This is a genomic window from Streptomyces phaeoluteigriseus, assembly GCF_001896135.2.
GTDB lineage: Bacteria > Actinomycetota > Actinomycetes > Streptomycetales > Streptomycetaceae > Streptomyces > Streptomyces phaeoluteigriseus.
The window spans coordinates 51,524-75,298 of the sequence record NZ_MPOH02000020.1 but is presented as its reverse complement, the minus strand read 5'-3'; the positions used below and the strand labels follow the sequence as shown (position 1 = coordinate 75,298).

Annotated in this window: 12 protein-coding genes and 1 pseudogene; all 13 read left to right on the top strand. The window is 71.4% G+C overall.

The features are described from left to right. The first annotated feature begins 47 nt into the window (after positions 1–47). The 13 genes and pseudogenes from mrdA to BM536_RS34680 all read left to right on the top strand — a co-directional run bounded on the left by mrdA (position 48) and on the right by BM536_RS34680 (position 23,770). Positions 48–2,306, top strand: a complete 2,259-nt coding sequence (gene mrdA, locus BM536_RS34745; protein WP_073496784.1) for a penicillin-binding protein 2 — start codon at positions 48–50, stop codon at positions 2,304–2,306. Further along, complete coding sequence (gene rodA / locus BM536_RS34740) at positions 2,303–3,502, top strand: rod shape-determining protein RodA (RefSeq protein ID WP_073496782.1); 1,200 nt, start codon at positions 2,303–2,305, stop codon at positions 3,500–3,502. Before mrdA ends, rodA begins: the two co-directional genes overlap by 4 nt. A gap of 295 nt (positions 3,503–3,797) precedes the next feature. Next, a complete protein-coding gene (locus BM536_RS34730; RefSeq protein ID WP_094103942.1) occupies positions 3,798–5,348 on the top strand; it encodes a CYTH and CHAD domain-containing protein in 1,551 nt (516 codons plus the stop codon). A gap of 88 nt (positions 5,349–5,436) precedes the next feature. Further along, the gene (locus BM536_RS34725) at positions 5,437–7,377 is read left to right on the top strand and encodes a TIGR03960 family B12-binding radical SAM protein (protein ID WP_073496779.1); all 1,941 of its coding nucleotides are present in this window, start codon (positions 5,437–5,439) and stop codon (positions 7,375–7,377) included. A 468-nt stretch (positions 7,378–7,845) separates the two neighbouring features. Continuing rightward, complete coding sequence (locus BM536_RS34720; RefSeq protein ID WP_073496777.1) at positions 7,846–8,271, top strand: hypothetical protein; 426 nt, start codon at positions 7,846–7,848, stop codon at positions 8,269–8,271. A gap of 679 nt (positions 8,272–8,950) precedes the next feature. Continuing rightward, entirely contained in the window at positions 8,951–9,985 is a 1,035-nt protein-coding gene (locus tag BM536_RS34715) for a hypothetical protein (RefSeq protein WP_073496775.1), read from the top strand. Positions 9,986–10,033: 48 nt separating this feature from the next. After that, positions 10,034–10,798 carry a TIGR03936 family radical SAM-associated protein gene (locus tag BM536_RS34710; protein WP_073496773.1) on the top strand — a complete coding sequence of 255 codons (765 nt, stop codon included), beginning with the start codon at positions 10,034–10,036 and terminating at the stop codon, positions 10,796–10,798. 277 nt (positions 10,799–11,075) lie between these two features. Then, a complete protein-coding gene (locus BM536_RS34705) occupies positions 11,076–15,212 on the top strand; it encodes a ribonuclease E/G (protein ID WP_094103941.1) in 4,137 nt (1,378 codons plus the stop codon). 472 nt (positions 15,213–15,684) lie between these two features. Further along, positions 15,685–16,800, top strand: coding sequence for a DegT/DnrJ/EryC1/StrS family aminotransferase (locus tag BM536_RS34700; protein WP_094103975.1), 1,116 nt, complete (start codon positions 15,685–15,687; stop codon positions 16,798–16,800). 38 nt (positions 16,801–16,838) lie between these two features. After that, positions 16,839–17,812 (top strand): annotated as a pseudogene (locus BM536_RS34695) (Gfo/Idh/MocA family protein). 83 nt (positions 17,813–17,895) lie between these two features. After that, positions 17,896–20,481: a glycosyltransferase family 4 protein gene (locus BM536_RS34690; RefSeq protein ID WP_073491618.1), complete on the top strand. Its 2,586-nt coding sequence runs from the start codon at positions 17,896–17,898 to the stop codon at positions 20,479–20,481. 20 nt (positions 20,482–20,501) lie between these two features. After that, positions 20,502–22,085 carry a glycosyltransferase family 4 protein gene (locus BM536_RS34685; protein WP_245873939.1) on the top strand — a complete coding sequence of 528 codons (1,584 nt, stop codon included), beginning with the start codon at positions 20,502–20,504 and terminating at the stop codon, positions 22,083–22,085. Then, positions 22,082–23,770, top strand: coding sequence for a glycosyltransferase family 2 protein (locus BM536_RS34680; protein ID WP_073491617.1), 1,689 nt, complete (start codon positions 22,082–22,084; stop codon positions 23,768–23,770). The genes BM536_RS34685 and BM536_RS34680 overlap by 4 nt, the downstream gene beginning before the upstream one ends. The last annotated feature ends 5 nt before the right edge of the window (positions 23,771–23,775 follow it).

Here is a 23,775-nt window from a genome sequence, read left to right as displayed (position 1 = left end):
ACATCCGGGCATACACGTCCGCGCCCTGAGAGGGGGAGACAGCCGCAGTGACCAACATTCCCGAGACCGGGCGGACCCCACGGGTCCAGATCCGGCTCGTCGTGATCCAGATCCTCGTCCTCTCCCTCCTCGGCACCCTCGGCGGCCGCCTGTGGTACCTCCAGATCCGTGAGGGCGCGGAGTACGCCAAGGAGGCCTCCGGCAACCACGTCCAGCAGGTCGTCGAGCCCGCCGTGCGCGGCTCCATCCTGGACGCCCGGGGCGTCCCCCTCGCGGACAACGAGACACGGCTCGTCGTCTCCGCCTCCCGCACCGACCTGCTGAAGCAGAAGGACGACGGCAAGGCCGTGCTGGCCAAGCTCGCAGCCGTCCTCGGCATGACCGCCGAGGAGGTCGCTCAGAAGGTCCGGCTGTGCGACGCGAAAACCCCCCAGCCCTGCTGGAACGGCTCGCCCTACCAGCCGATCCCCATCACCGACGAAGCCACGCCCAAGCAGGCCCTCCAGATCCGCGAGCGCGCCGAGGACTTCCCCGGCATCACCGCCGAGCCCGAGGCGATGCGCCGCTACCCGAGCCCCGGCGCGGCCAACACCGCCCAGGTCCTCGGCTACCTCTCCCCGGTCACCGACGCGGAGATCACCAAGGCCCAGGACACCGACTCGCCCTTCCTGCGCTCCGACCAGGTCGGCCGCTCCGGCCTGGAGCGCCAGTACGACAAGGAACTGCGCGGCAAGGCCGGCGTCACGCGCTACGAGGTCGACAACCTCGGCCGGGTCATCGGCGAGGCCGAGGCCGACCCGGCGCAGCCCGGCTCCAACCTCGTCACCAGCATCGACGCCCGCGTCCAGCGAGTCGCCGAGTACGAGCTGAACGAGGCGATGAAGGAAGCCCGCAAGCAGCACGACAGGAACACCAACGAGAACTACAAGGCCGATGCCGGCGCGGTCGTCGTGATGGAGTCCAGGACCGGCCGCGTGGTCGCCATGGCGTCCAACCCGAACTACGACCCGAACGCCTGGGTCGGCGGGATCTCCGCCAAGGACTACAAGAAGCTCACCGGCAAGTCCTCCAACTACCCCCTGCTCAACAGGGCCATACAGGGTCAGGCGGCACCCGGCTCCATCTTCAAGGTGGTCTCCACGGCCGCCGCGGTCCAGGCGGGCTACGACTTCGACGGGCGCTACAACTGCTCCAGCTCGTACTCGGTCGGCGGCCAGGTCTTCAAGAACTTCGAGTCCCAGAACCACGGCCCGATCGACCTGGGCCGCGCCCTGGAGGTCTCCTGCGACACCGTCTTCTACTCCCTCGCCCACCGCGAGTGGCAGAAGGACGGCGGCATCGACCCCAAGGGCAAGCCGAAGGACTACTTCTACAAGACCGCCCACCAGTTCGGCCTCGGCAAGGAGACCGGCATCGACCTCCCCAACGAGGTCACCGGCCGCGTCCCCGACCGCGAGTGGAAGCAGTCCTACTGGGACGCCAACAAGGCCGGCTGGTGCAAGACGGGCAAGAAGGACGGCAGCTACGTCGAGAAGATCGCGTACGAGAACTGCCTCGAGGGCAACAAGATGCGTGCCGGTGACGAGATCAACTACTCCATCGGCCAGGGCGACACCCTCGTGACCCCGATCCAGATGGCCACCATCTACGCGGCCATCGCCAACGGCGGCACGCTGTACGACCCGACGGTCGGCAAGGCCATCGTCAGCCCCGACGGCAGGACGGTCCAGGAGATCGCGCCGAAGGCCCACGGCAGACTGCCCGTCAGCAAGCAGACCCTGGCCCAGATGGACGACGCCCTCGCCGGCGTGGCCACCCGCGGTACGGCGGCCTGGCGCTTCGGCGGCTGGCCGCAGGACAAGATCGAGATGCACGCCAAGACCGGCACCGCCGAGGTCTACGGCAAGCAGACGACGTCCTGGTTCGCCACGTACACCGATGACTACTCGATCGTGATGACGATCTCCCAGGGTGGTACGGGTTCCGGTGCCTCCGGTCCGGCCGTGCGGAACATATACGACGCTCTCTACGGCGTCTCGGACGACGGCGTGATCAACAAGAAGAACGCGCTGCTGCCCACCCCGCAGAAGGACCTGCCGAAGATCAAGACGGACGGCACGATCGCCTCCCCGAAGATCTCCAAGGACCCGGCGAAGGAGCAGCAGACCTACCAGAAGGCCACCGAGGGGGGCACGCCCACCCCCGGCGGGACACAACCGGCGGCGACCGTCGCCTCGCCGGAGTCCACCAACCGTGACACGCGGCGGCGAGCGCGCCGGCGGGGAACCCGGAGGAAGCGCACATGACCGGGGCGAACGGCTTCTCCGTCTCCGGGTACGGGCCCGAACGGGCCGGCTGGACGCGGGTCTTCGCCCGCGACTCGCTGGCCCGCCGACTGGACTGGCCGATACTGCTGGCGGCCGTCGCGCTGTCGCTGATCGGCTCCCTGCTGGTGTACTCGGCGACCCGCAACCGCACCGACATCAACCAGGGCGACCCGTACTTCTTCCTGGTCCGGCACCTGCTCAACACCGGTATCGGGCTCGCCCTGATGGTGGGCACGGTCTGGCTCGGCCACCGCACCCTGCGCAACGCCGTCCCCGTCCTGTACGGCCTGTCGGTGCTGCTGATCCTGCTGGTGCTCACCCCGCTGGGCTCCACCGTCAACGGCGCGCACTCCTGGATCCAGCTCGGCGGCGGATTCTCGCTCCAGCCCTCGGAGTTCGTGAAGATCACGATCATCCTGGGCATGGCGATGCTGCTGGCGGCCCGGGTCGACGCGGGCGACAAGCTCTACCCCGACCAGCGCACGGTGCTCCAGTCCCTCGGCCTGGCCGCCGTACCGATGCTGATCGTCATGCTGATGCCGGACCTCGGGTCCGTCATGGTCATGGTGATCATCGTGCTGGGCGTGCTGCTGGCCTCCGGCGCCTCCAACCGGTGGGTCTTCGGGCTCCTCGGCGCGGGCGCGGCCGGCGCGATCGCCGTCTGGCAGCTGCACATCCTGGACGACTACCAGATCGCGCGCTTCGCCGCCTTCGCCAACCCCAGCCTCGACCCCGCGGGCGTCGGCTACAACACCAACCAGGCGCGCATCGCGATCGGTTCGGGCGGGCTCACCGGGTCCGGGCTGTTCGAGGGCTCGCAGACCACCGGCCAGTTCGTCCCCGAGCAGCAGACGGACTTCGTGTTCACCGTGGCCGGCGAGGAACTGGGCTTCGTCGGCGGCGGCGTCATCATCGTGCTGCTCGGCATCGTCCTGTGGCGGGCCTGCCGCATCGCCCGCGAGACGACCGAGCTGTACGGCACGATCGTCGCCGCCGGGATCGTCGCCTGGTTCGCCTTCCAGTCCTTCGAGAACATCGGCATGACCCTCGGCATCATGCCGGTCACCGGTCTGCCCCTGCCGTTCGTGTCCTACGGCGGCACATCGATGTTCGCGGTGTGGGTCGCGGTGGGGCTGTTGCAGTCGATCCAGGTGCAGCGCCCGATGTCGGCCTAGCGCCTGTCGTTTGGATCAGGTCGCAGGAAATCGACGGTGCTGTCCAGCGCGGTGAGCGGGGCCTGGTGCGTGCAACCGCGAGGCGGAGGAGGGAGTCGACGCGGAGCGTCGGCGAGTGACGACAACGCGGCAGATGCGCGTGCCGGGCCCCGCGTCTGCGGCGTGATCCGAACGACAGGCCCTAGACCTCAACTGGCTCGAGCGCCAGGTCACCTGCCGTTCTCCTCGCGTGTGGCGGGAATGTCGAGCCCGGTCGGCCCTGCCGTCCGGGCTCGACCGCCACTAGATTCGGTCCATGGCGGAGACGAAGCGCGAGATCGAGCGCAAGTACGAGTCCGATGACGGTGGGCTGCCCGACCTCACGGGCGTCACCGGGGTCGCGGCCGTCCTCGACAAGGGCGTCGCCGAACTGGACGCCACCTACTACGACACCGCCGACGCGCGGCTCCTGGCCGCCTCCCTCACCCTGCGGCGCCGCACCGGCGGCTCCGACGCGGGCTGGCACCTCAAGTTCCCGGTCGCCCCCGGCGTCCGCGACGAGATACGGGCACCGCTGTCCGACACCCTCCCGCGCGCCCTGGCCGGGCTGATCCGCTCCCACGTACGGGACGCCGAACTGGCGCCGGTGGTCCGGCTCCGCTCCGCCCGCGACGTACGCCACCTGGTCGACGACGAGGGCCGGCTGCTCGCCGAGGTCAGCGTGGACACGGTGCGCGCCGACCGGCTGACCGGTGACGGCGGCTCCGCCCGGTGGACCGAGATCGAGGTGGAACTCGCCGACGGCGGCGACCCGGACTTCCTCGACAAGGTCGACAAGCGGCTCCGCAAGGCGGGGGTGCGGCCGTCCGGGTCGGCGTCGAAGCTGGCGCGGGCCATTGCGGAGACCGAACCGGGACGGAAGAGAAGGGCGAAGACGAAGCCGAAGGCCCGCCAGGACGGAAAGCCGGCCGCCGGGGCGAACGCCTCCATCACTCCGGTGACCGCCGGGGACCATGTCCTGGTCTTCCTGCGCGCCCAGCGGGCCGCGATCATCGGGCTGGATCCGGCCGTCCGCCGGGACCTCCCCCGCTCCGTGCACCGCATGCGCGTGGCCACCCGCCGGATGCGCAGCGCGTTCCGTTCCCACGCCAAGGTCCTCGACCGCACCGTCACCGACCCGATCGGCGAGGAGCTGAAGTGGCTCGCCGGGGAACTCGGCGTGGACCGGGACCAGGAGGTGCTCACCGACCGGCTGACGGCCGCCCTGGACGCACTCCCGCGCCCGCTGGTCACCGGCCCCGTCCGCAACCGGCTGCGCGCCTGGGCGCGGGCGCACGGCGACGGATCCCGCGGGCGCCTCGTCGCCGTACTGGACGGCGAGCGGTATCTGGCACTGCTGGCCACGCTGGACCGGCTGGTCGACGAACCGCCCCTGCTGCCGGCCGCCGCGGGCGCTCCGGAGAAGGTGCTCGCCAAGGCCGTACGCAAGGACTTCGGGCAGGTCGCCGCACTGGTCGAGGAGGCGCTCGAACAGCCGCCGGGCGCAGGCCGGGACCTGGCCCTGCACGATGCCCGCAAGAAGGTCAAGCGGACCCGCTACTGCGCCGAGACGGCCGCGCCCGCGCTCGGCGGTCCGGCCGCCGACCTGGTCCGTCTCATGAAGTCCCTCCAGGGCCTGCTCGGCGACCACCAGGACAGCGTCATGACCCGCGAGGCCCTGTGCGACCTCGCCGCCCGGGCGCACGCGGCGGGGGAGAGCGCCTTCACCTACGGGGTGCTGTACGCCAGGGAGGAGCGCCGGGCGGAGCTGGTGGAGGCGGCGCTGCCCGAGGCCTGGGAGTCGATCGGGGCGGCGATGGCGGTCTGAGCCGCCGGGCTTTCGGGCGTTCGGGGACGCCTCAAGCGCGGGTTAGGCTAGATGGTCACCCCTGCCAGCTCACGAAGGTAACCCCGCGATGTCTGTCGAGTCGGTCTTCCCGCAGCTCGAAGCTCTGCTCCCGCACGTGCAGAAGCCGATCCAGTACGTCGGCGGCGAGCTCAACTCCACGGTCAAGCCCTGGGAGTCCTGCGACGTCCGCTGGGCGCTGATGTACCCGGACGCGTACGAGGTCGGACTGCCCAACCAGGGCGTCATGATCCTCTACGAGGTGCTCAACGAGCAGGAGGGCGTCCTCGCCGAGCGCACGTACAGCGTGTGGCCGGACCTGGAGGCCCTGATGCGCGAGCATCACGTCCCGCAGTTCACCGTGGACAGCCACCGCCCGGTGAAGGCCTTCGACGTGTTCGGCCTGTCCTTCTCCACCGAGCTGGGCTACACGAACATGCTGACCGCGCTGGACCTGGCGGGCATCCCGCTGGAGTCCAGGGACCGCGGGCCGGACGACCCGATCGTGCTGGCCGGCGGCCACGCGGCCTTCAACCCCGAGCCGATCGCCGACTTCATCGACGCGGCGGTCATCGGCGACGGCGAGCAGGCCGTGCTCGACATGACGAAGATCATCCGGCAGTGGAAGGCCGAGGGCCGGCCGGGCGGCCGCGAGGAGGTCCTCTTCCGCCTGGCGAAGACAGGCGGCGTGTACATCCCGCGCTTCTACGACGTCGAGTACCTCCCGGACGGCCGCATCGCCCGCGTCGTGCCGAACAGGTCGGGCGTCCCGTGGCGCGTGTCGAAGCACACGGTCATGGACCTCGACGAGTGGCCGTACCCCAAGCAGCCCCTCGTGCCGCTGGCCGAGACGGTGCACGAGCGGATGTCGGTGGAGATCTTCCGCGGCTGCACCCGCGGCTGCCGCTTCTGCCAGGCTGGCATGATCACCCGCCCGGTGCGCGAGCGCTCCATCACCGGCATCGGCGACATGGTGGAGAAGGGCCTCAAGGCGACCGGCTTCGAGGAGGTCGGCCTGCTGTCACTGTCCTCCGCGGACCACAGCGAGATCGGCGAGGTCGCCAAGGGCCTCGCCGACCGCTACACCGAGGACAAGATCGGCCTCTCCCTGCCCTCGACCCGCGTCGACGCCTTCAACGTCGACCTGGCCAACGAGCTGACGCGCAACGGCCGCCGCTCCGGCCTCACCTTCGCCCCCGAGGGCGGCTCCGAGCGCCTGCGCAAGGTCATCAACAAGATGGTCTCCGAAGAGGACCTGATCAGGACCGTCGCCACCGCGTACGGCAACGGCTGGCGACAGGTGAAGCTGTACTTCATGTGCGGTCTGCCGACGGAGACCGACGAGGACGTCCTCCAGATCGCCGACATGGCGACCCGCGTGATCCAGAAGGGCCGTGAGGTCTCCGGCGCCAACGACATCCGCTGCACGGTCTCCATCGGTGGTTTCGTGCCGAAGCCGCACACCCCGTTCCAGTGGGCGCCGCAGCTCTCCGCCGAGGAGACGGACGCCCGCCTGGAGAAGCTCCGCGACAAGATCCGCGGCGACAAGAAGTACGGCCGCTCGATCGGCTTCCGCTACCACGACGGCAAGCCCGGCATCGTGGAAGGCCTGCTGTCGAGGGGCGACCGCCGCATCGGCGCGGTCATCCGCGCGGTCTACGAGGACGGCGGCCGCTTCGACGGCTGGCGCGAACACTTCTCCTACGACCGCTGGATGAGCAGCGCCGACAAGGCACTGGCCCCCTTCGGCGTGGACGTCGACTGGTACACCACCCGTGAGCGCGGTTACGAGGAGGTCCTGCCCTGGGACCACCTGGACTCCGGCCTCGACAAGGACTGGCTCTGGGAGGACTGGCAGGACTCCCTCGACGAGACGGAGGTCGAGGACTGCCGCTGGACGCCGTGCTTCGACTGTGGCGTGTGCCCGGCGATGGACACGTCCATCCAGATCGGCCCCACGGGCAAGAAGCTCCTCCCGCTGACGGTCAACAAGTCCACTCCGATCAGCTGAAACGGGGCGCGAGACGGTGAGTGAGGCGCTGCGGCAGATCACTTAGGCTGTGGCGGAGGTCACAGAGGATGAGGTGGCCGCAGCGCTCGGGCGCTCGGGGTTCTGAAGGTACGGCAGGCTGCCCAGGACGTACCGCGAACACCGCTGCCGCCGCTTGGTAGCTCTTTGCGGATCCAGTCCGAGGTGGAATGGGTCTGAAACTACCGATCCCGAGGATGCTCGCCCATGGCGGCTGTCGCCTGAGTGGCTGCTCTCGGTTCGCGGGGCTGTTCCTGGCTTCCTAGCGTGGTGATATCCGCTATGGAGGAGGTAGGCATGCCGGCGAGTGAACAGCCTGCGGGCGGCCCTCGATGGGGAAGCTCGGGCAATGGCACTCCTCCTGGGCAGTGGACGCCTCCGCCAGGGCCGCCGGAGAAGAAGCGGCGAGGTCGTGGCTGTCTCTGGGGGTGCGCCGGCACCCTGGCTGCGGTGATCGTCATCGTCGTGGTCGTGCTGGCGGTCGCGTCGGGCGACGGCGATGAGACCACTACGTCTGCGCCCAGTAAGGCCGCCACCGAGAGGACGCCGCAGGAGACGTCCTCGCAGGACAAGACGCGGGAACCCCAGGGCGAACGAGCGGACCTCACCGCCTTCCAGCTGGATGACCGCTCACAAGCCGGCATCACCAATATCTGGGTCGTTTGGACGATCAAAAACAGCAGCAGCGAGAAGTCCGACTACTCGTGGGACTGGGAGGCGGTCGAGGCCGGTGGCACCCGACTGACGAACGGATCCCAACTGGAGACCGACGTGCGACCGGGGCAGACCGTCCGGGGCGAGTACCCCACCACGCTCGAGAGTGTGAAGGGCGTCAAACTCAACATCACCAGCTTCAACCGCACTGTCAGCTACTGAGCAGGGCAGCCCCTGAATCGACCCGCTTGCGCAGGTGAAAGATCACCCCGCAGCGTCAATCGCTGTTGGTCATACCCCGGCGATGGACACGTCCATCCAGATCGGCCCCACGGGCAAGAAGCTCCTCCCGCTGACCGTCGTGAAGTAGGGCGGGCGCGACCCGCACGCGGTCACCTGCCCGGGAGACCACTGAGGTCGGTCCACCGCATGGTGCGGTCCTGGGCGTGGCGGACGTCGCGGACACCGGCGCAGGCGCTGCCGCCGCTCGCCCCGCCACGAACCTCGTGGACCCTCCGGCCGACGACGGCCGCCGCGATCACGGGTCCGCCCGCGACGCTCGCCCGTTGGGGGCCGTTCGTGCCCGCGACGCTCGCCCGTTGGGGGGCCGATCTTGCCCGACGCCCGCCCGCTGGGGGCCGATCCTGCCCGCGACGCTCGCCCGCTGCGGGCCGAACTCGCCCTCGACGCCCGCCCGCTGCGGGCCGAACGTGCCCGCGACGCCCGTCTGTTGCGGGCGGGCGATCCGCGTACCCGTCCGCTGCCTCGCCGACACCGAACGCGACTCGGGGCACGCGCGCGAGGCGATGGGCGGCCGGGCGGGGCGTGCAGCCGGGCCGGTGGAGACGAGAGCCGTGGGCGTGGCGGGATCCGGACGGGCCGCTCCGGCGTCCTCGCAGGTATGGACCTCGACAAGCCGCCCGTCCCGCAGCCCCCGCAGCAGCAGCCCGAAGGATGTCTCGTCGTCGCGATCAGGCTGCCCGTGCGGATCGTCGCGCTCGTACTGGTCCTGCCGGTGCGGATGGCGTGGGACGCGCTCGTCGTCGCCTGCCGCTTCCTGGACGACATCCTGCTGCGCCCGCTCGGCCGGGCCCTGCTGTGGCTGGGCAGGGTCCTCGTCGTCCTGCCCCTGGTGGGCCTGTGGCGGTACGTCGTCGTCCCCGTCGGCAAGGCCCTGGCCTGGCTCGGGAAGGTGCTGGTCGTCGCCCCGCTGCTCTGGTGCCACCGCTACCTCCTCACGCCCGTCGGCCGCGCCCTGGCCTGGCTGTACACGCAGGTGCTGACGCCCGCCGTGATCGGCCTGGGCGTCGCCCTGGCCTGGCTGGCGCGCTACCTGCTCGTCGTACCCGCCCGGTGGCTGTACGACTGGTTCCTCGCCCCCGTCGGACGAGCCGTCGCCTGGTGCGTGCTGGGGGTGGGGCGGCTGCTCGCCCTGCTGTTCACCGGGATCGGCCGGGTCCTGTACTGGACGACCCGCGTCCTCTTCGTGCTGCCCGCCCTCGCCCTGTGGCGCTGGGTCCTGGCGCCCGTGGGACGGGTCCTCGCCCTCGTCGGACGGGAGGTGTGGGACGCCCTGCGGCACGCCTGGCGGATCGCGGGGCACCTCTCGCTCGCCGTCGGCCGCTTCCTCGGGACCCTCTTGCGGTGGATCTTCGTGGAGCCGGTGCGCTGGGTGTACCGGAGCGTGCTGACACCCGTCGGGCACGTCGTCCGGGACGTCGTGCTGCGGCCCGCCGCCGCGGCCGCGGGCGCCGTGGGCCGTACCGTCCGGCAGGCCCTGTCCGCCGCCCGCGCATCCGTCCGGCAGGCCCGCGCCGACGTGCGGCGACTGCTGTTCGGCGATCCCCGGCAGCCGCAGCCCGTGGCCCGGAGGGAACCTTCCGGGCGCGGGACACGTACTCTTGATAGCAGTACGACCGCTCTCACGAAGGACTGAACGACACTGGGCAAGCGACAGCCCGAAGGCCCGCCGCCCGCACCCGCGGTGCAGCGCATCCGACTGCGCTACACCAAGCGCGGCCGCCTCCGGTTCACCAGCCACCGTGACTTCCAGCGTGCCTTCGAGCGCGCGTTGCGCCGTGCCGAGGTGCCCATGGCGTACTCGGCGGGGTTCACGCCGCACCCGAAGGTGTCGTACGCCAATGCCGCACCCACCGGCACGGGCAGCGAGGCGGAGTACCTGGAGATCGCGCTCACCGAGGCGCGGGACCCGCAGAAGCTGCGTGAGCTGCTCGACGAGTCGTTGCCCACCGGGCTCGACATCGTCGACGCGGTGGAGGCCCGCACGTCGGGCCTCGCCGACCGGCTCACGGCCTCCGTGTGGGAGATGCGCCTGGCCGGCGTGGACCCCGCGGAAGCCGACCGCGCGGTGGCCGCGTTCAACGCGGCCGACACCGTCGAGGTCCAGCGACTGATGAAGAACGGCGTCCGCACCTTCGACGCCCGCTCCGCCGTCGTGCACCTCGAAACACAGAATCCACAGGCTGATAGGCCGACGGACCAGCCCTGTGCGATACTGCGGCTGGTTGTTCGGCACGTGACGCCTGCCGTTCGACCCGACGACGTCCTGTCCGGTCTTCGCGCCGTGGCCGACCTGGCGCCGCCGGTCCCCGCAGGGGTGACCAGGCTGGCGCAGGGGCTGTTCGATGAAGAGACCGGCGTGGTGACCGACCCGCTCGCGCCCGACCGCGAGGCAGTCGAGGCCCTTTCCACGGCCGATGTGACTGCCGCCGCGAAGACGCCGGCGTAGGGAAGGTTCCGCACAGGGACGCACGTCGTAGCGCCGCCCTCGCACTCGGGAGCCACCTGGGTCGGGCAGCGCACCGACCACAAGACTTTCGCCAGGCCGTACACATTCGGTGTACGGAACCGGCGAGACAGGACACTAGAGAGCTCCCGTGCGGCGCCCGCGCCCCGGACGGCGGCACCGCGCACAGCGCGAGCCGCGGACGTCAACGGCGACCGATCCACCGTGATCGGCGCCGGACCAGCGCGGCGCCCGGGAGCCTGACGGGAGATACGCCCGCATGCTCGAACCGACCGAATCCACAGAGTCCGTACCGGACTCCGCGACGAACACCCCGAGCGACACCCTGCCGCCGCGTCGTCGGCGCCGTGCCGCTTCCCGACCGGCGGGTCCGCCGGTCGGTGCCGCCGAGACCCCGGCCGAGACCGTCGCGCCGGCCGTACCGGCCGCCGACTCCGTCGCCGACCTGGCCGCGGAGGACTCCGAGAACATCGGGGAAGAGACGACGGAGGACACCGTCGTCGAGGCCGCCGCGGAGGCCGAGGAGGCCGCACCCGCCGCGCGTCCGCGGCGCCGGGCCACCCGCCGGGCCTCCGCGCCCGCCGGTGCTCCGGCCGGTGCTTCCGCCACGGCCGAGGCCGCCGAGACCGTGGTGCCCGCGGCCGAGACCGTGTCCGCGCCCGCCGAACCGGCAGCGGCCGTCGCCGCGGAGGAGCAGGCCCCCGCCGAGGAGCCCGCTCCGCGCCGCACCCGCCGCCGGGCCACGCGCACCGTGACGGCACCCGCCGCCCCGGAGCAGAACGGGACCACGCAGACCGTCGCGGAGACCACTGCGCCCGTGGCCCCCGAGGTCGCAGTGGCACCCGTGACGGCAGATGCGCCCGTGGCCGCAGAGCCGGCAGAGGCCGCGCCCGCCGGGCGGACCCGTCGCAGGGCCACCCGCCGGGCGACCGCGCCCACCGGTGCGCCGCAGGCCGCCGAGGTCACCGAGACGGCCGCGGAGGCCGCCGACGTCAGCGAGGTCGCCGCGGAGACGCCCGTCGCGGAGACGCCCGCCGTCGAGGAGGCCCCGCGTCGTACGCGCCGACGGTCGGCCCGTGCCGTCGCGGCGCCCGCCGGGGCGCCGGAGCAGGCCGAGGCTCCCGCCGAGCCCACCGTCGTCGAGGAGAAGGCGCCCGAGGCGCCCGCTCCGCAGGCCGAGGAGGAGGCCGGCCCCCGCCGTGGGCGTCGGCGCGTCACCCGGGCCGCCGTCGGATTCTCCGCGCCTCCGCGTCCGGCCGGCGAGGAGGAGGACACCCCGCGTCGTCCCGCCCGTCCCGCGGTCGCCGTGTTCCAGGCGCCCGTGTTCACCGAGCCGCGCTTCCAGACGCCGGAGCGCGCCGCCGCGGAGGCCGCGGCCGCCGACGTCGAGGTCGAGGTCGAGGAGCCCGTGGAGGAGCCCACGGCGCCGGTCGAGGCCGCCGAGGAGCTTGCGGAGGAACAGACCGGTTCGCGGCGCCGCCGCAGGCGCCGGGGTGCCGTCCAGGCCGAGGAGCCCGCGGAGCCGACCAGGACCGTCGAGCCCTCCGCCGAGGACGAGGCGGAGCCGGAGGAGGCCGAGGAGGCCGCCGACGAGGCCGCCGAGGGTGACGACGACACCGACGAGGGCGCCTCGCGCCGCCGTCGCCGCCGGGGCGGCCGTCGCCGTCGTCGCGGTGACAGCGCGGACGGCGACTCCGGTGACGCCGACGTCGAGGAACTGGCCGCCGAGCAGGCCGTCCAGGACGCCGAGGACACCGCCGAGCAGGAGGACGAGGACGCCGAGGAGGGCCACGCCGACGACGAGGGAGGCTCCACCGCGGGCAGCCGTCGCCGCCGTCGCCGTCGCCGCCGCGCCGGGGACGGCACCCCCGACGCCGAGCCGGTCGACAGCGACCCGGAGCGCACCGTCGTCAAGGTCCGCGAGCCGCGCAAGGCCAGCGAGCCGTCCGACGAGGTCCAGTCCATCAAGGGCTCGACCCGTCTGGAGGCGAAGAAGCAGCGCCGCCGGGAAGGCCGTGAGCAGGGCCGCCGTCGCGTCCCGATCATCACCGAGGCCGAGTTCCTGGCCCGCCGTGAGGCCGTCGAGCGCGTGATGGTCGTCCGCCAGCACGGCGACCGTACGCAGATCGGCGTCCTGGAGGACGGCGTGCTCGTCGAGCACTACGTCAACAAGGAGCAGTCGACCTCGTACGTCGGCAACGTCTACCTGGGCAAGGTCCAGAACGTCCTGCCGTCGATGGAGGCCGCCTTCATCGACATCGGCAAGGGTCGCAACGCCGTCCTGTACGCCGGTGAGGTCAACTTCGAGGCGCTCGGCATGGCCAACGGGCCGCGCCGCATCGAGTCCGCCCTCAAGTCGGGCCAGCCGGTGCTCGCGCAGGTCACCAAGGACCCGATCGGACACAAGGGTGCCCGTCTGACCAGCCAGGTCTCCCTGCCGGGCCGCTACCTCGTGTACGTCCCCGAGGGCTCGATGACCGGCATCAGCCGCAAGCTGCCCGACACCGAGCGGGCCCGGCTCAAGAGCATCCTCAAGAAGATCGTCCCCGAGGACGCGGGCGTCATCGTGCGCACCGCGGCCGAGGGCGCGAGCGAGGACGAGCTGCGCCGCGACGTCGAGCGGCTCCAGTCGCAGTGGGAGGACATCCAGAAGAAGGCCAAGAGCGGCAATGCGCCGACGCTGCTCTACGGCGAGCCGGACATGACCGTCCGGGTCGTCCGCGACATCTTCAACGAGGACTTCACCAAGGTCGTCGTCAGCGGTGACGAGGCCTGGTCGACGATCCACGGCTACGTCTCGCACGTCGCCCCGGACCTGGCCGACCGGCTGTCGCGGTGGACCTCCGAGGTCGACGTCTTCGCCACCTACCGGATCGACGAGCAGCTCGCCAAGGCGCTGGACCGCAAGGTCTGGCTGCCCAGCGGCGGTTCGCTGGTGATCGACCGGACCGAGGCGATGGTCGTCGTCGACGTCAACACCGGCAAGTTCACCGGTCAGGGCGGCAACCTCGAGGAGACGGTCACCAGGAACAACCTGGAGGCGGCCGAGGAGATCGTGCGTCAGCTCAGGCTGCGCGACCTCGGCGGCATCATCGTGATCGACTTCATCGACATGGTGCTGGAGCAGAACCGGGACCTGGTGCTGCGGCGCCTGCTGGAGTGCCTGGGCCGGGACCGTACGAAGCACCAGGTCGCCGAGGTGACCTCGCTGGGTCTCGTGCAGATGACCCGCAAGCGGGTCGGCCAGGGCCTGCTGGAGTCGTTCTCCGAGACCTGCGTCCACTGCAACGGCCGCGGTGTCATCGTCCATCTCGACCAGCCGACCGCCGTCGGTGGCGGCGGCAAGCGCAAGAAGCGCGGCCGGGGCGGTGACGTCCAGGAGCACGACCACGAGCACGAGACGGCCGCCGCCGAGACCGTGGTGAGCGCGGGCGAGGAGGCCGAGGCCGAGACCGCGGCCGAGCTCGCCGCCGAGGTGGCCGAGCCGGTCGCCCTGGAGGTGGCCGAGTTCGAGCCCGACGAGGAGCTGTACAGCAGCGTCGCCGAGGCGGAGGCCGCCGCGGGCCGCGGTCGTGGCCGACGCCGGTCGAGCCGCCGGGCCTCGGCCCCCGCGGGTGCGCCGCGGGGCGGCACACCGAGGCGGGAGGCCGCGTCCGAGCAGCTCGCGGAGGTTCCCACGGCACAGGACGTTTCCGCCGAGGCGGAGGCCGAGCGTCCGGTGCAGCCGGCCGAGGCCGCCGTCGCGCACGCCGAGCCGGTCGCCGTCGAGGACCCGGTCGTCGAGGCCCCCGTCACCGAGGCCCCCGTGACCGAGGAGGCGGCCGCACCCAAGGGCCGTACGCGCCGACGGGCCACCCGCAAGGTGTCCGCGCCGGCCGGTTCGCCCGCCGGAGCGGAGGCCGCCGTCGTGACGGTCGCCGAATCCGCGCCCGCGCAGGCTCCGGCGGAGCAGCAGGAGGCGCAGGCCGAGCCGGTCGCCGAGCCGGTAGCCGAGCCGGTCGCCGAGAGCGCGGCTCCGGCCCGTCCGCGGCGCCGTGCCGTCCGCAAGGCCACCGCGCCCACCGCGTCCGAGGAGACGGCCGTCGTGGTCGTCCCGTCGGCCGCGGCGGAGACCCCGGCCGAGGCTCCGGCCGACGCAGCGGCCGAGGCTCCGGCCGACGCCGAGGCGGAGACCGGCGAGGTCTCGGAGGAGGGCGCCCCGGTCAAGAAGACGGCCGCCCGCAAGACGGCGAAGAAGGCCACGGCGAAGAAGGCCGCCACCAAGAAGACGGTGGCGAAGAAGACGGCCGCGAAGAAGACGGTGGCCAAGAAGACGACGGCCAAGAAGGCGGCGTCGAAGACGACGGCGGCGGCGCAGCAGAGCGTCTCGTCCGTCTCGGCCACCACGGAGGACTGACCCTCCCGCCGGGCCCACCCGGTCGGCCCTCGGGCCGGCCGGACAGCGGCGGCGTGCGACGCTCGGTGCCAACCGGGTGGGGCACGCCGCCGCCCGCGTCGTGCCGCGTCGCCCGGCGTTCACGCGCGAGTTACTGTGTGTCTTGCTTGTGATGGAACCCACCTCGGGGCCAGGTTTCTCTGTGGTAACCCTAAGGAAAATTGCCGTCTCCGTGCTGGTAACGTGAACCGTGGTCTCGGCGGCCACACCCATGCCCGCCGCGACCGCAGCCGACCAGCACATCCGGCCCTCCGGCTCGGATACGGCTGTATTCCCGCAAGGAACCCTCGGGGGGCGGGTCCTGTGTACAAGCCGTTCGCCCGCCCACAGGCAGCGGTGAACACCCAGGGATGCGGCCGTGCTGAGATCGATGCGGCCCCTTCCCGAAGAAGCACGACGCGCCTTAGAGGTCGCCGTAGAGGAGGGGATGTCGATGACCGACGCCCATGAGTTCATACCGGCCGCCAAGCCTGTGATCGGCGAGGACGAGATCGAGGCCGCGGTCCGCGTGCTGCGGAGCGGCCGGGTCGTCCAGGGGCCTGAGGTGGCCGCCTTCGAGGAGGAGTTCTCGGAGCTGGTCGACGGGCGCCACTGTGTCGCGGTCAACTCCGGCACCTCGGCGCTGCACCTGACCCTGCTCGCACTGGGCATCGGTCCGGGCGACGAGGTCGTCGTCCCCTCGTTCTCCTTCGCCGCCTCCGCCAACGCGGTGCGTCTGGTGGGCGCGGACGTCGTCTTCGCCGACATCGAGGCCGACAGCTTCGGTCTGGACCCGGCCGCCTTCGAGGCCGCGATCACCCCGCGCACCGCCGCCGTCATGCCCGTCCACCTCTACGGCCACCCGGCCGCGATGGACCGGATCATGACCATCGCGCAGCAGCACGGGCTCGCCGTCGTCGAGGACGCCTGCCAGGCCCACTCGGCCGCGCTGCACGGCACCCCGGTCGGCGCGTTCGGCGCCGCGGGCACCTTCAGTTTCTACCCGACGAAGAACATGCACAGCCTCGAGGGCGGCATGATCTCCACGGGTGACGCGGAGACCGCGCGGACCCTGCGCCTGCTGCGCAACCAGGGCATGGAGCAGCGGTACGCGAACGAGATCGTCGGCGCGAACGTGCGGATGACGGACGTGTCCGCCGCGATCGGCCGCGTGCAGCGCGCCAAGCTCGGCGGCTGGACCGAGCAGCGCATCGCCAACGCCACCTACCTCACCGACAACATCACCGCGCCGAACGTGGTGACGCCGAAGGTCGCCGAGGGCGCGCGCCACGTGTACCACCAGTACACCGTGCGCATCCAGGGTGACCGTGACGCCGCCATGGCGAAGCTGACCGAGGCCGGCATCGGCAACGCGGTGTACTACCCGACCCCGATCCACCGGCTCAAGCCGTACTGGGAGCCGGACCAGAAGGCGGGCCGCTCCTGGGACCTGCCCGAGACGGAGCGGGCGGCCTCCGAGGTCGTGTCGCTGCCCGTGCACCCCGCGCTGTCGGCGCAGGACCTGGAGCGCATCGTGACCGCCGTGAACGCGCTGGGAGAGCAGCTGTGAGCAAGCCTCTGCGGGCCGGACTCGTCGGCCTCGGCTCCATGGGGCGTCACCACGCCCGTGTCCTTGCGGGCCTGGACGGCGTCGACTTCGTCGCCGTCGTCGACCCGATGGGCGACAAGTTCGGTGCCGCGCAGGGCGTGCCGGTCCTGAACACGGTCGAGGAACTGATCGCGCTGGGCGTGGACTACACGGTCGTGGCCTGCCCCACTCATCTGCACGAGGAGGTCGGTCTGGCGCTCGCCGCGGCCGGCGTCTGCGCGCTGATCGAGAAGCCGGTCGCCGACACCGTCGACGGGGCCCGCCGGCTCGTCGAGGCCTTCGAGTCGCGCGGCCTGGTCGCCGGCGTGGGTCACATCGAGCGGTGCAACCCGGCACTGCGTTCGCTGCGCGCCCGTCTGGAGGCCGGCGAGCTGGGTGACGTCTACCAGGTCGTCACCCGTCGTCAGGGGCCGTTCCCGCACCGCATCGCCGACGTCGGCGTGGTCAAGGACCTGGCCACCCACGACATCGACCTCACCGGCTGGGTGACGGGCCGTGAGTACGTGTCCATCGCCGCGCACACCGTCTCCAAGAGCGGCCGTGAGCACGAGGACATGGTCTCCGCGGTCGGCCGCCTGGACGACGGCACCATGGTCAACCACCTGGTCAACTGGCTGAGCCCGCTCAAGGAGCGGTTCACCTCGTCACCGGTGAGCGCGGCTGCTTCATCGCCGACACCCTCACCGCCGACCTGACCTTCCACTCCAACGCGGCGGTGACCACCGAGTGGGAGGCCCTCCAGGCCTTCCGCGGTGTCTCCGAGGGCGACATGATCCGCTACGCCATCCCGAAGCGCGAGCCGCTCCAGGTGGAGCACGAGCTGTTCCGGGACGCGGTGCTCGGCGAGCCCGCCGACATCTGCACCCTGCGGCAGGGCATGCGTACGGTGGAGGTCGCGGCGGCGGTTCTCGCTTCGGCGACCAACGGCGGTACCGTCAATATCGACCCGGTTGAGCACGTGGCTGCCCGATAGCTTCCGGTGCGCGCCACTGCCACCTGCCGGCCCCCCCTGGAACAGGGGGGGCCGCGCTCCTGTACCCCCGGAGGAAGTACGTAATGGAATCCCCTGCCCGCAGGCCGAGGATCGCAGTGATCGTCGCCAACGGCATCACGGGTGACTCCCGTGTCCAGAAGACAGCCGTCGCCGCGGCCCGAGACGGCTGGGACGTGACCCTGATCGGCCGGAGCAACACCAAGCGCGTCCAGCGGTCGAAGATGGGGCCGATCGACGTCATCCGGGTACCGGTGAGTTCCGACTACCTGCGGGGTGTGAAGGCGCGCCGGGAGCGCTCCCTGCGGGCCGCGGCCACCCAGTTCCATCTTCCGGACCAGGCGGCTCTGAACCGTTACACCGCGGAGTACCGGGCCTGGGTCCGCCAGAAGTCGGCCGAGAGCAACTGGGCGAGTGCTCCACGCCGTACCTCGATCAAGGCGGTGCTGCGGGCGCGCCGCTCGGTGCACCGGCTGCGGGTGCAGGCGTTCAAGTGGGAGCAGCGGCACAAGTCCAAGGACGACCTGGCCGGCGACTGGCGCGTCGACTGGCCGCAGGTGGTCGACCTCGACCTCGCCTTCGGCCCGGTGATCGAGGAACTCGAACCGGACGTCATCCACGCCAACGACGTGACGATGATCGCGACGGCCGCGCTCAGCGCAGCCCGGCTGCGCGCCCGGGGCCGTAGGTGCGCCTGGCTGTACGACGCCCACGAGTACGTCAAGGGCGTGGAGTGGCCTCATCCGCGCCAGGCGTACGCGCTGCCCGCGGTGGAGGCCGAGTTCATCGGCCGTGCCGACGCCGTCGTCACCGTCTCCAGCCAGATGGCGGAGCTGTTGAAGGAGGACCACGGGCTGGCCAAGGCGCCGCTGGTGGTGGGCAACGCGCCGGTCCGTGAGGTGATCGGGGGCGGCACGTCCGCCTCGTCGGTGCGTGCGGCCTGTGGTCTGGGCCCCGAGGTTCCGCTGATGGTCTACTCGGGCTGGATCGGTCCGGAGCGGGGTGTGGACGCCGTCATCGACGGTCTACCGCAGCTGCCCGGCTTCCATCTCGCCCTGGTGCACGGCCGCATGACGCCCCTTCTGGAACAACTCCTCACGCGCGCCGAGGCGCTGGGCGTGCGGGACCGGATCCATCTGGTGCCGTACGTGCCGCAGCACGAGGTCGCCGACTACCTCTCCTCCGCCGACCTCGGCCTCACCCCGTTCCGGCGTGTCCCCAACTGCGAGGTGTCGCTGCCGACCAAGGTGTCCGAGTACCTCCAGGCCGGGTTGCCGCTGGTCACCAGCGACGTCAAGGTCATCAAGGCGTACGTGGAGGAGCACGGTCTGGGCGAGGTGTGGACCTGGGACGACCCCAGGACCTTCGCCGAGGCCGCCGCACGCGCCATGGAGAACCGCGGCAAGCTCTCCGACGCGATCACCGAGGACGTCCTCACCGACCTGTCCTGGGAGGCGCAGAGCGCCAAGCTGCTGAAGCTGTACCGCGACCTGTCGAAGAAGACCCCGCCGAGCCCTCGGTCCGAGGTGTCCTGGACGGTCCAGGAGACCCCCGAGGCGGTGCGCACGGCGGACAACTCCGGTGCCGACGGCCGGCCGCTGTGGCGCAGGCTCGGCGACACCCGGGTCCGCCTCGGGCTCGGCCCCGCCAACTACGCGGGTCAGGGCGCCGCGTTCGCGCAGGCCATCACGCGCCTCAACCCGGACGTGTCCGTCGAGGTCGTCATGAACAAGCGGCCGGAGTCCTTCGACTACCCGGCCGACGTGTACGTGGACGCGAACCGGCTGCCCGACCTCGACGTGCAGGTGCGCCAGATGGAGCGGGTCATCGGCCGCTTCAGCCATCTGCTGGTCGACGCCTTCATGCCGGTGTTCGGGCACCTCAACGGCACGAACATCGCCGGTGACCTCGACGCCCTGAAGCAGGCCAAAATCAAGGTGGGGCTGCTCGCCCACGGCAGCGAGATCAGGCACCCCGCCGACCACATGGCGCGTCACCCCTTCTCGCTGTTCCACGACGCCCCCGACGGCATCGCCAAGAAGCTCCAGGCCAAGGTCGAGGTCAACAAGCGGATCGCGGCCGAAGCCGGACTGCCGCTCTACGTCACCACCCCTGACCTCCTGGAGGACCTGCCGACGGCGAAGTGGGTGCCGCTGGTCGTGGACGTGGACAAGTGGGCCACCGACCGCCCGGTCATGGAGCGCAAGCGGCCGCTGGTGCTGCACGCCCCGTCGAAGCGGTGGACCAAGGGCACCGACCGGATCATGCCGTTGCTCACCGAGCTGCACGACAAGGGCGTCATCGAGTTCCGACTCGCCGAGGGCATCCCGTGGGCGGAGATGCGCGAGCTGGTGCAGAGCTGCGACCTGGTCCTCGACCAGTTCACCACCGGCAGCTACGGCACCTTCGCCGTGGAGGCGATGGCGGCCGGCAAGCCCGTCGTGGCGTACATCAGCGATGGCGTGAAACTCGCCACGGACGGTGCCCTGCCCATCGTCAGCGCCACCCCCGACACCCTCCGCGAGGTCCTGGAAGGGCTCATCGGTGACCCCGAGGGCACGGCCCGGATCGGCGCGAAGTCCCTCGAGTTCGCCCGCACCTACCACGACGGCACATGGACCGCCCAGGTCCTGAGCGATTTCCTGAAGTGACCGGTTCAGAAAGGCTGTTCATGGAAGCGCAGCGCACCGACGCGCCCCGCCCGACCAAGGGCCGGGTCGTCATGCTGGTCGACAACAAGGTCGACGGCGACTCGCGCGTGCAGAAGGCCGCAGAATCCGCGGCGGCCGCCGGCTGGGACGTGGTGCTCCTCGGCCTAGTCCGATCCGGCAACGGTCGTACCTGGAAGCTCGGTGACGCCGAGGTCCGGCTGCTGCCGCTGAAGACGCCACTGGCCAAGCGGCACGCCGAGCGGCACCGCTCGCCGCTGCGCCGTCCGCTCGCCTACCCGCCGGGCCCGCTGGCGGCCTACCGCCGTCAGTGGGCCAAGGCCTGGCGCGCGGACCTGGCCGCCCGTCGGGCGGCCCTGAAGGTGGCGCCGCAGGCCGTGGGCGGCCCCGCCTTCCGCCGGGTCGAGAAGCTGCGTCTCGTGGTGGCCGGGCCGGTCTCCAAGTTCATGCAGAAGTGGGTCGAGTTCCGGGCCCGGCAGAGCAGCCAGGCGCAGCAGGCGGGCCGTGCGCTGCGCGGGCCCCTGGACCGCGCCTTCACCGCCCTCTGGAAGGCGGCCAAGGGCCGGCGTGCCTGGCGTCGCCTGGAGCCCGTGCTGTGGGACTACGAGCTGACCTACGGCAAGGAGATCGACGCCCTCAAGCCCGATCTCATCCACGCGAACGACTTCCGGATGCTCGGGGTCGGCGCCCGTGCCGCGGTGCGGGCCCGTGCCGCCGGCCGCTCGGTCAAGCTGGTGTGGGACGCCCACGAGTTCCTGCCCGGGGTGCGCCCCTGGGAGGACAACGCCCACTGGATCCCCGGCAACACCGCGCACGAGAGCGAGTACGCCCCGTTCGCCGACGCCGTGGTCACCGTCTCCGAAGGGTTGGCCGACCTGCTGGTGGAGCGGCACGGCCTCAAGGAACAGCCGACCGTGGTCCTCAACGCCCCCGACCGTCCCGTCGAGCCCGACCTGGTGCTCGAGGACACCGAGCCGGAGCCGGACCTGCGCGCCCTGTGCGGCATCGGACCGGACGTCCCGCTGGTCGTCTACAGCGGCTCGCCCGGCGCGCAGCGCGGCCTCGGGGACATGGTGGAGGCGCTGCCGAAGCTGGACGGCGTCCACATGGCGTTCGTCGTCCCGGCGCCGGCCGCCGGTTACATCCAGGGCCTGCTGCGCCGGGCACAGGAGCTCGGGGTGGGCGACCGGCTGCACGCGGTGCCGTACGTCAAGCACTGGCAGGTGGTCCGGTTCCTGGCCGCGGCGAACGTCGGCTGCATCCCGATCCACCACTGGCCGAACCACGAGATCGCCCTGATCACGAAGTTCTTCGAGTACTCCCACGCGCGGCTGCCGCTGGTGGTCAGCGATGTGAAGACCATGTCGGAGATGACCCGTTCCACGGGCCAGGGCGAGGTCTGCCGGGCCGAGGACATCGACGATCTCGCCCGCGCCATCAAGGCCGTACTGGCCGACCCGGAGAAGTACACGGCGGCCTACGACAAGCCCGGGCTGCTCGACGCCTGGACCTGGGAGGCGCAGGCCGAGGTGCTGGACGGGCTGTACTCCCGGCTGGTTTCCAGAACCTCGAAGGCGGGTTCATGAACGGGGCCGTTCCCGACGTCACCGTCGTCGTCGCCGTCTACAACACGATGCCGTACCTGACGGAGTGCCTGAACTCCCTCGTCGGGCAGAGCATCGGGCGGGACCGGCTGGAGATCGTCGCCGTCGACGACGGCTCCACCGACGACAGCGGTCGCGAACTCGACCGGTTCGCGGCGCAGTACCCGGACACCGTCAAGGTGCTCCACCAGCCGAACTCCGGTGGCCCCGCCGCGCCCAGCAACAGGGCACTGGAGGTGGCCACGGGCCGGTACGTGTACTTCATAGGATCCGACGACTACCTCGGTGAGGAGGCCCTGGAGCGCATGGTGAAGTGCGCCGACCAGAACGACTCGGACGTCGTGGTCGGCAAGATGGTCGGCACCAACGGCCGGTACGTCCACCAGGCGCTGTACAAGGAGAACGACCCGGACGTCAGCCTGTACGACTCGGCGCTGCCGTTCACCCTGGCCAACACCAAGCTGTTCCGGCGGGAACTCGTCGAGAAGCACAAGCTGCGCTTCCCCGAGCACCTTCCGGTGGGCAGCGACCAGCCGTTCACCATCGAGGCGTGCGTGCGCGCCCGGAAGATCTCGGTGGTGGCCGACTACATCTGCTACTTCGCGGTCAAGCGGGGCGATGCCAGCAACATCACCTACCGCGCGGACCATCTGGCGCGGCTGCGGGCCGCGGCGGAGATCGTGGACTTCACCGCCGGGCTCATCGAGGCGGGTCCCAAGCGTGACGCCGTGCTGCGCCGGCACTTCACCTGGGAGCTGGCCAAGCTCGTCCAGGACGACTTCCCGGGCCTGGACCGCGACCTGCAGCGGCAGCTCTGCGCGGGCATCGCCCGGCTCGCCGACACCTACTTCACCGACGGCATCCGCGACGCCATGGACGTCAAGCGCCGGGTGCGCATCGCCCTGGCCCAGGCGGGGGCGATCGACGCGCTGTCCGAGGCGATCAGCACCGAGCAGGAGCACGGGGCGCCGCCGTTCGTCGTCGAGGGCGAGCGTGCCTACGCCCGCTACCCAGGCTTCCGCGACCCGCGGGTCGGTCTGCCCGACCGGGTCTACGAGCTGATCGGGGAGTCCGTCCCGGGCCGCCTGGCCCAGGGCACCGAACTGCTCGCCTCCGACTGGGAGCAGCAGGGCGACGGGCTCGTCTACACGGCGTCCGTACGGGTGCCGGTGGTCGGGCACGTCGACGAGGCCGGGGCGGTGCTGCGGCTCGTCAAGGGCGCCATGCCCAAGTCGGCGGACAAGCCGGGCGCCCGCCGTCTCAAGGCGGACCAGGTACTGCCGGCCCCGGTCGGTGAGATGCGGGTGGAGCCGGCCCAGGACGGCGCGGCCAGTGTGCTGCACGCGCGGCTGCCGCTGGAGTACGTCACCGCCAAGAGGGGTGTCCGGGTCTATCTGGACGTCGCGGGCAGGACGTACGAGATCCCGGTGCGCGGTGAGGGGCTGCCGATGCCGCTCGCCCGGCGATGGGGCCATGAGGACGATCCGTACCGGGCGTCGGCACTCGTCAACGACAAGGGGCGTGTGGTGATCGACACGGCCCAGCTGTATCCCCCGAAGAGGACTTTGGTGCGGCAGGCGCTCGGGCGTCTGGCGCGGAAGGTGAAGTCCCGCTCCGTCGGCTCGAAGTCGAACGGTTCCAAGAAGTCGAAGTCGAACGGTTCCTGAAGCCG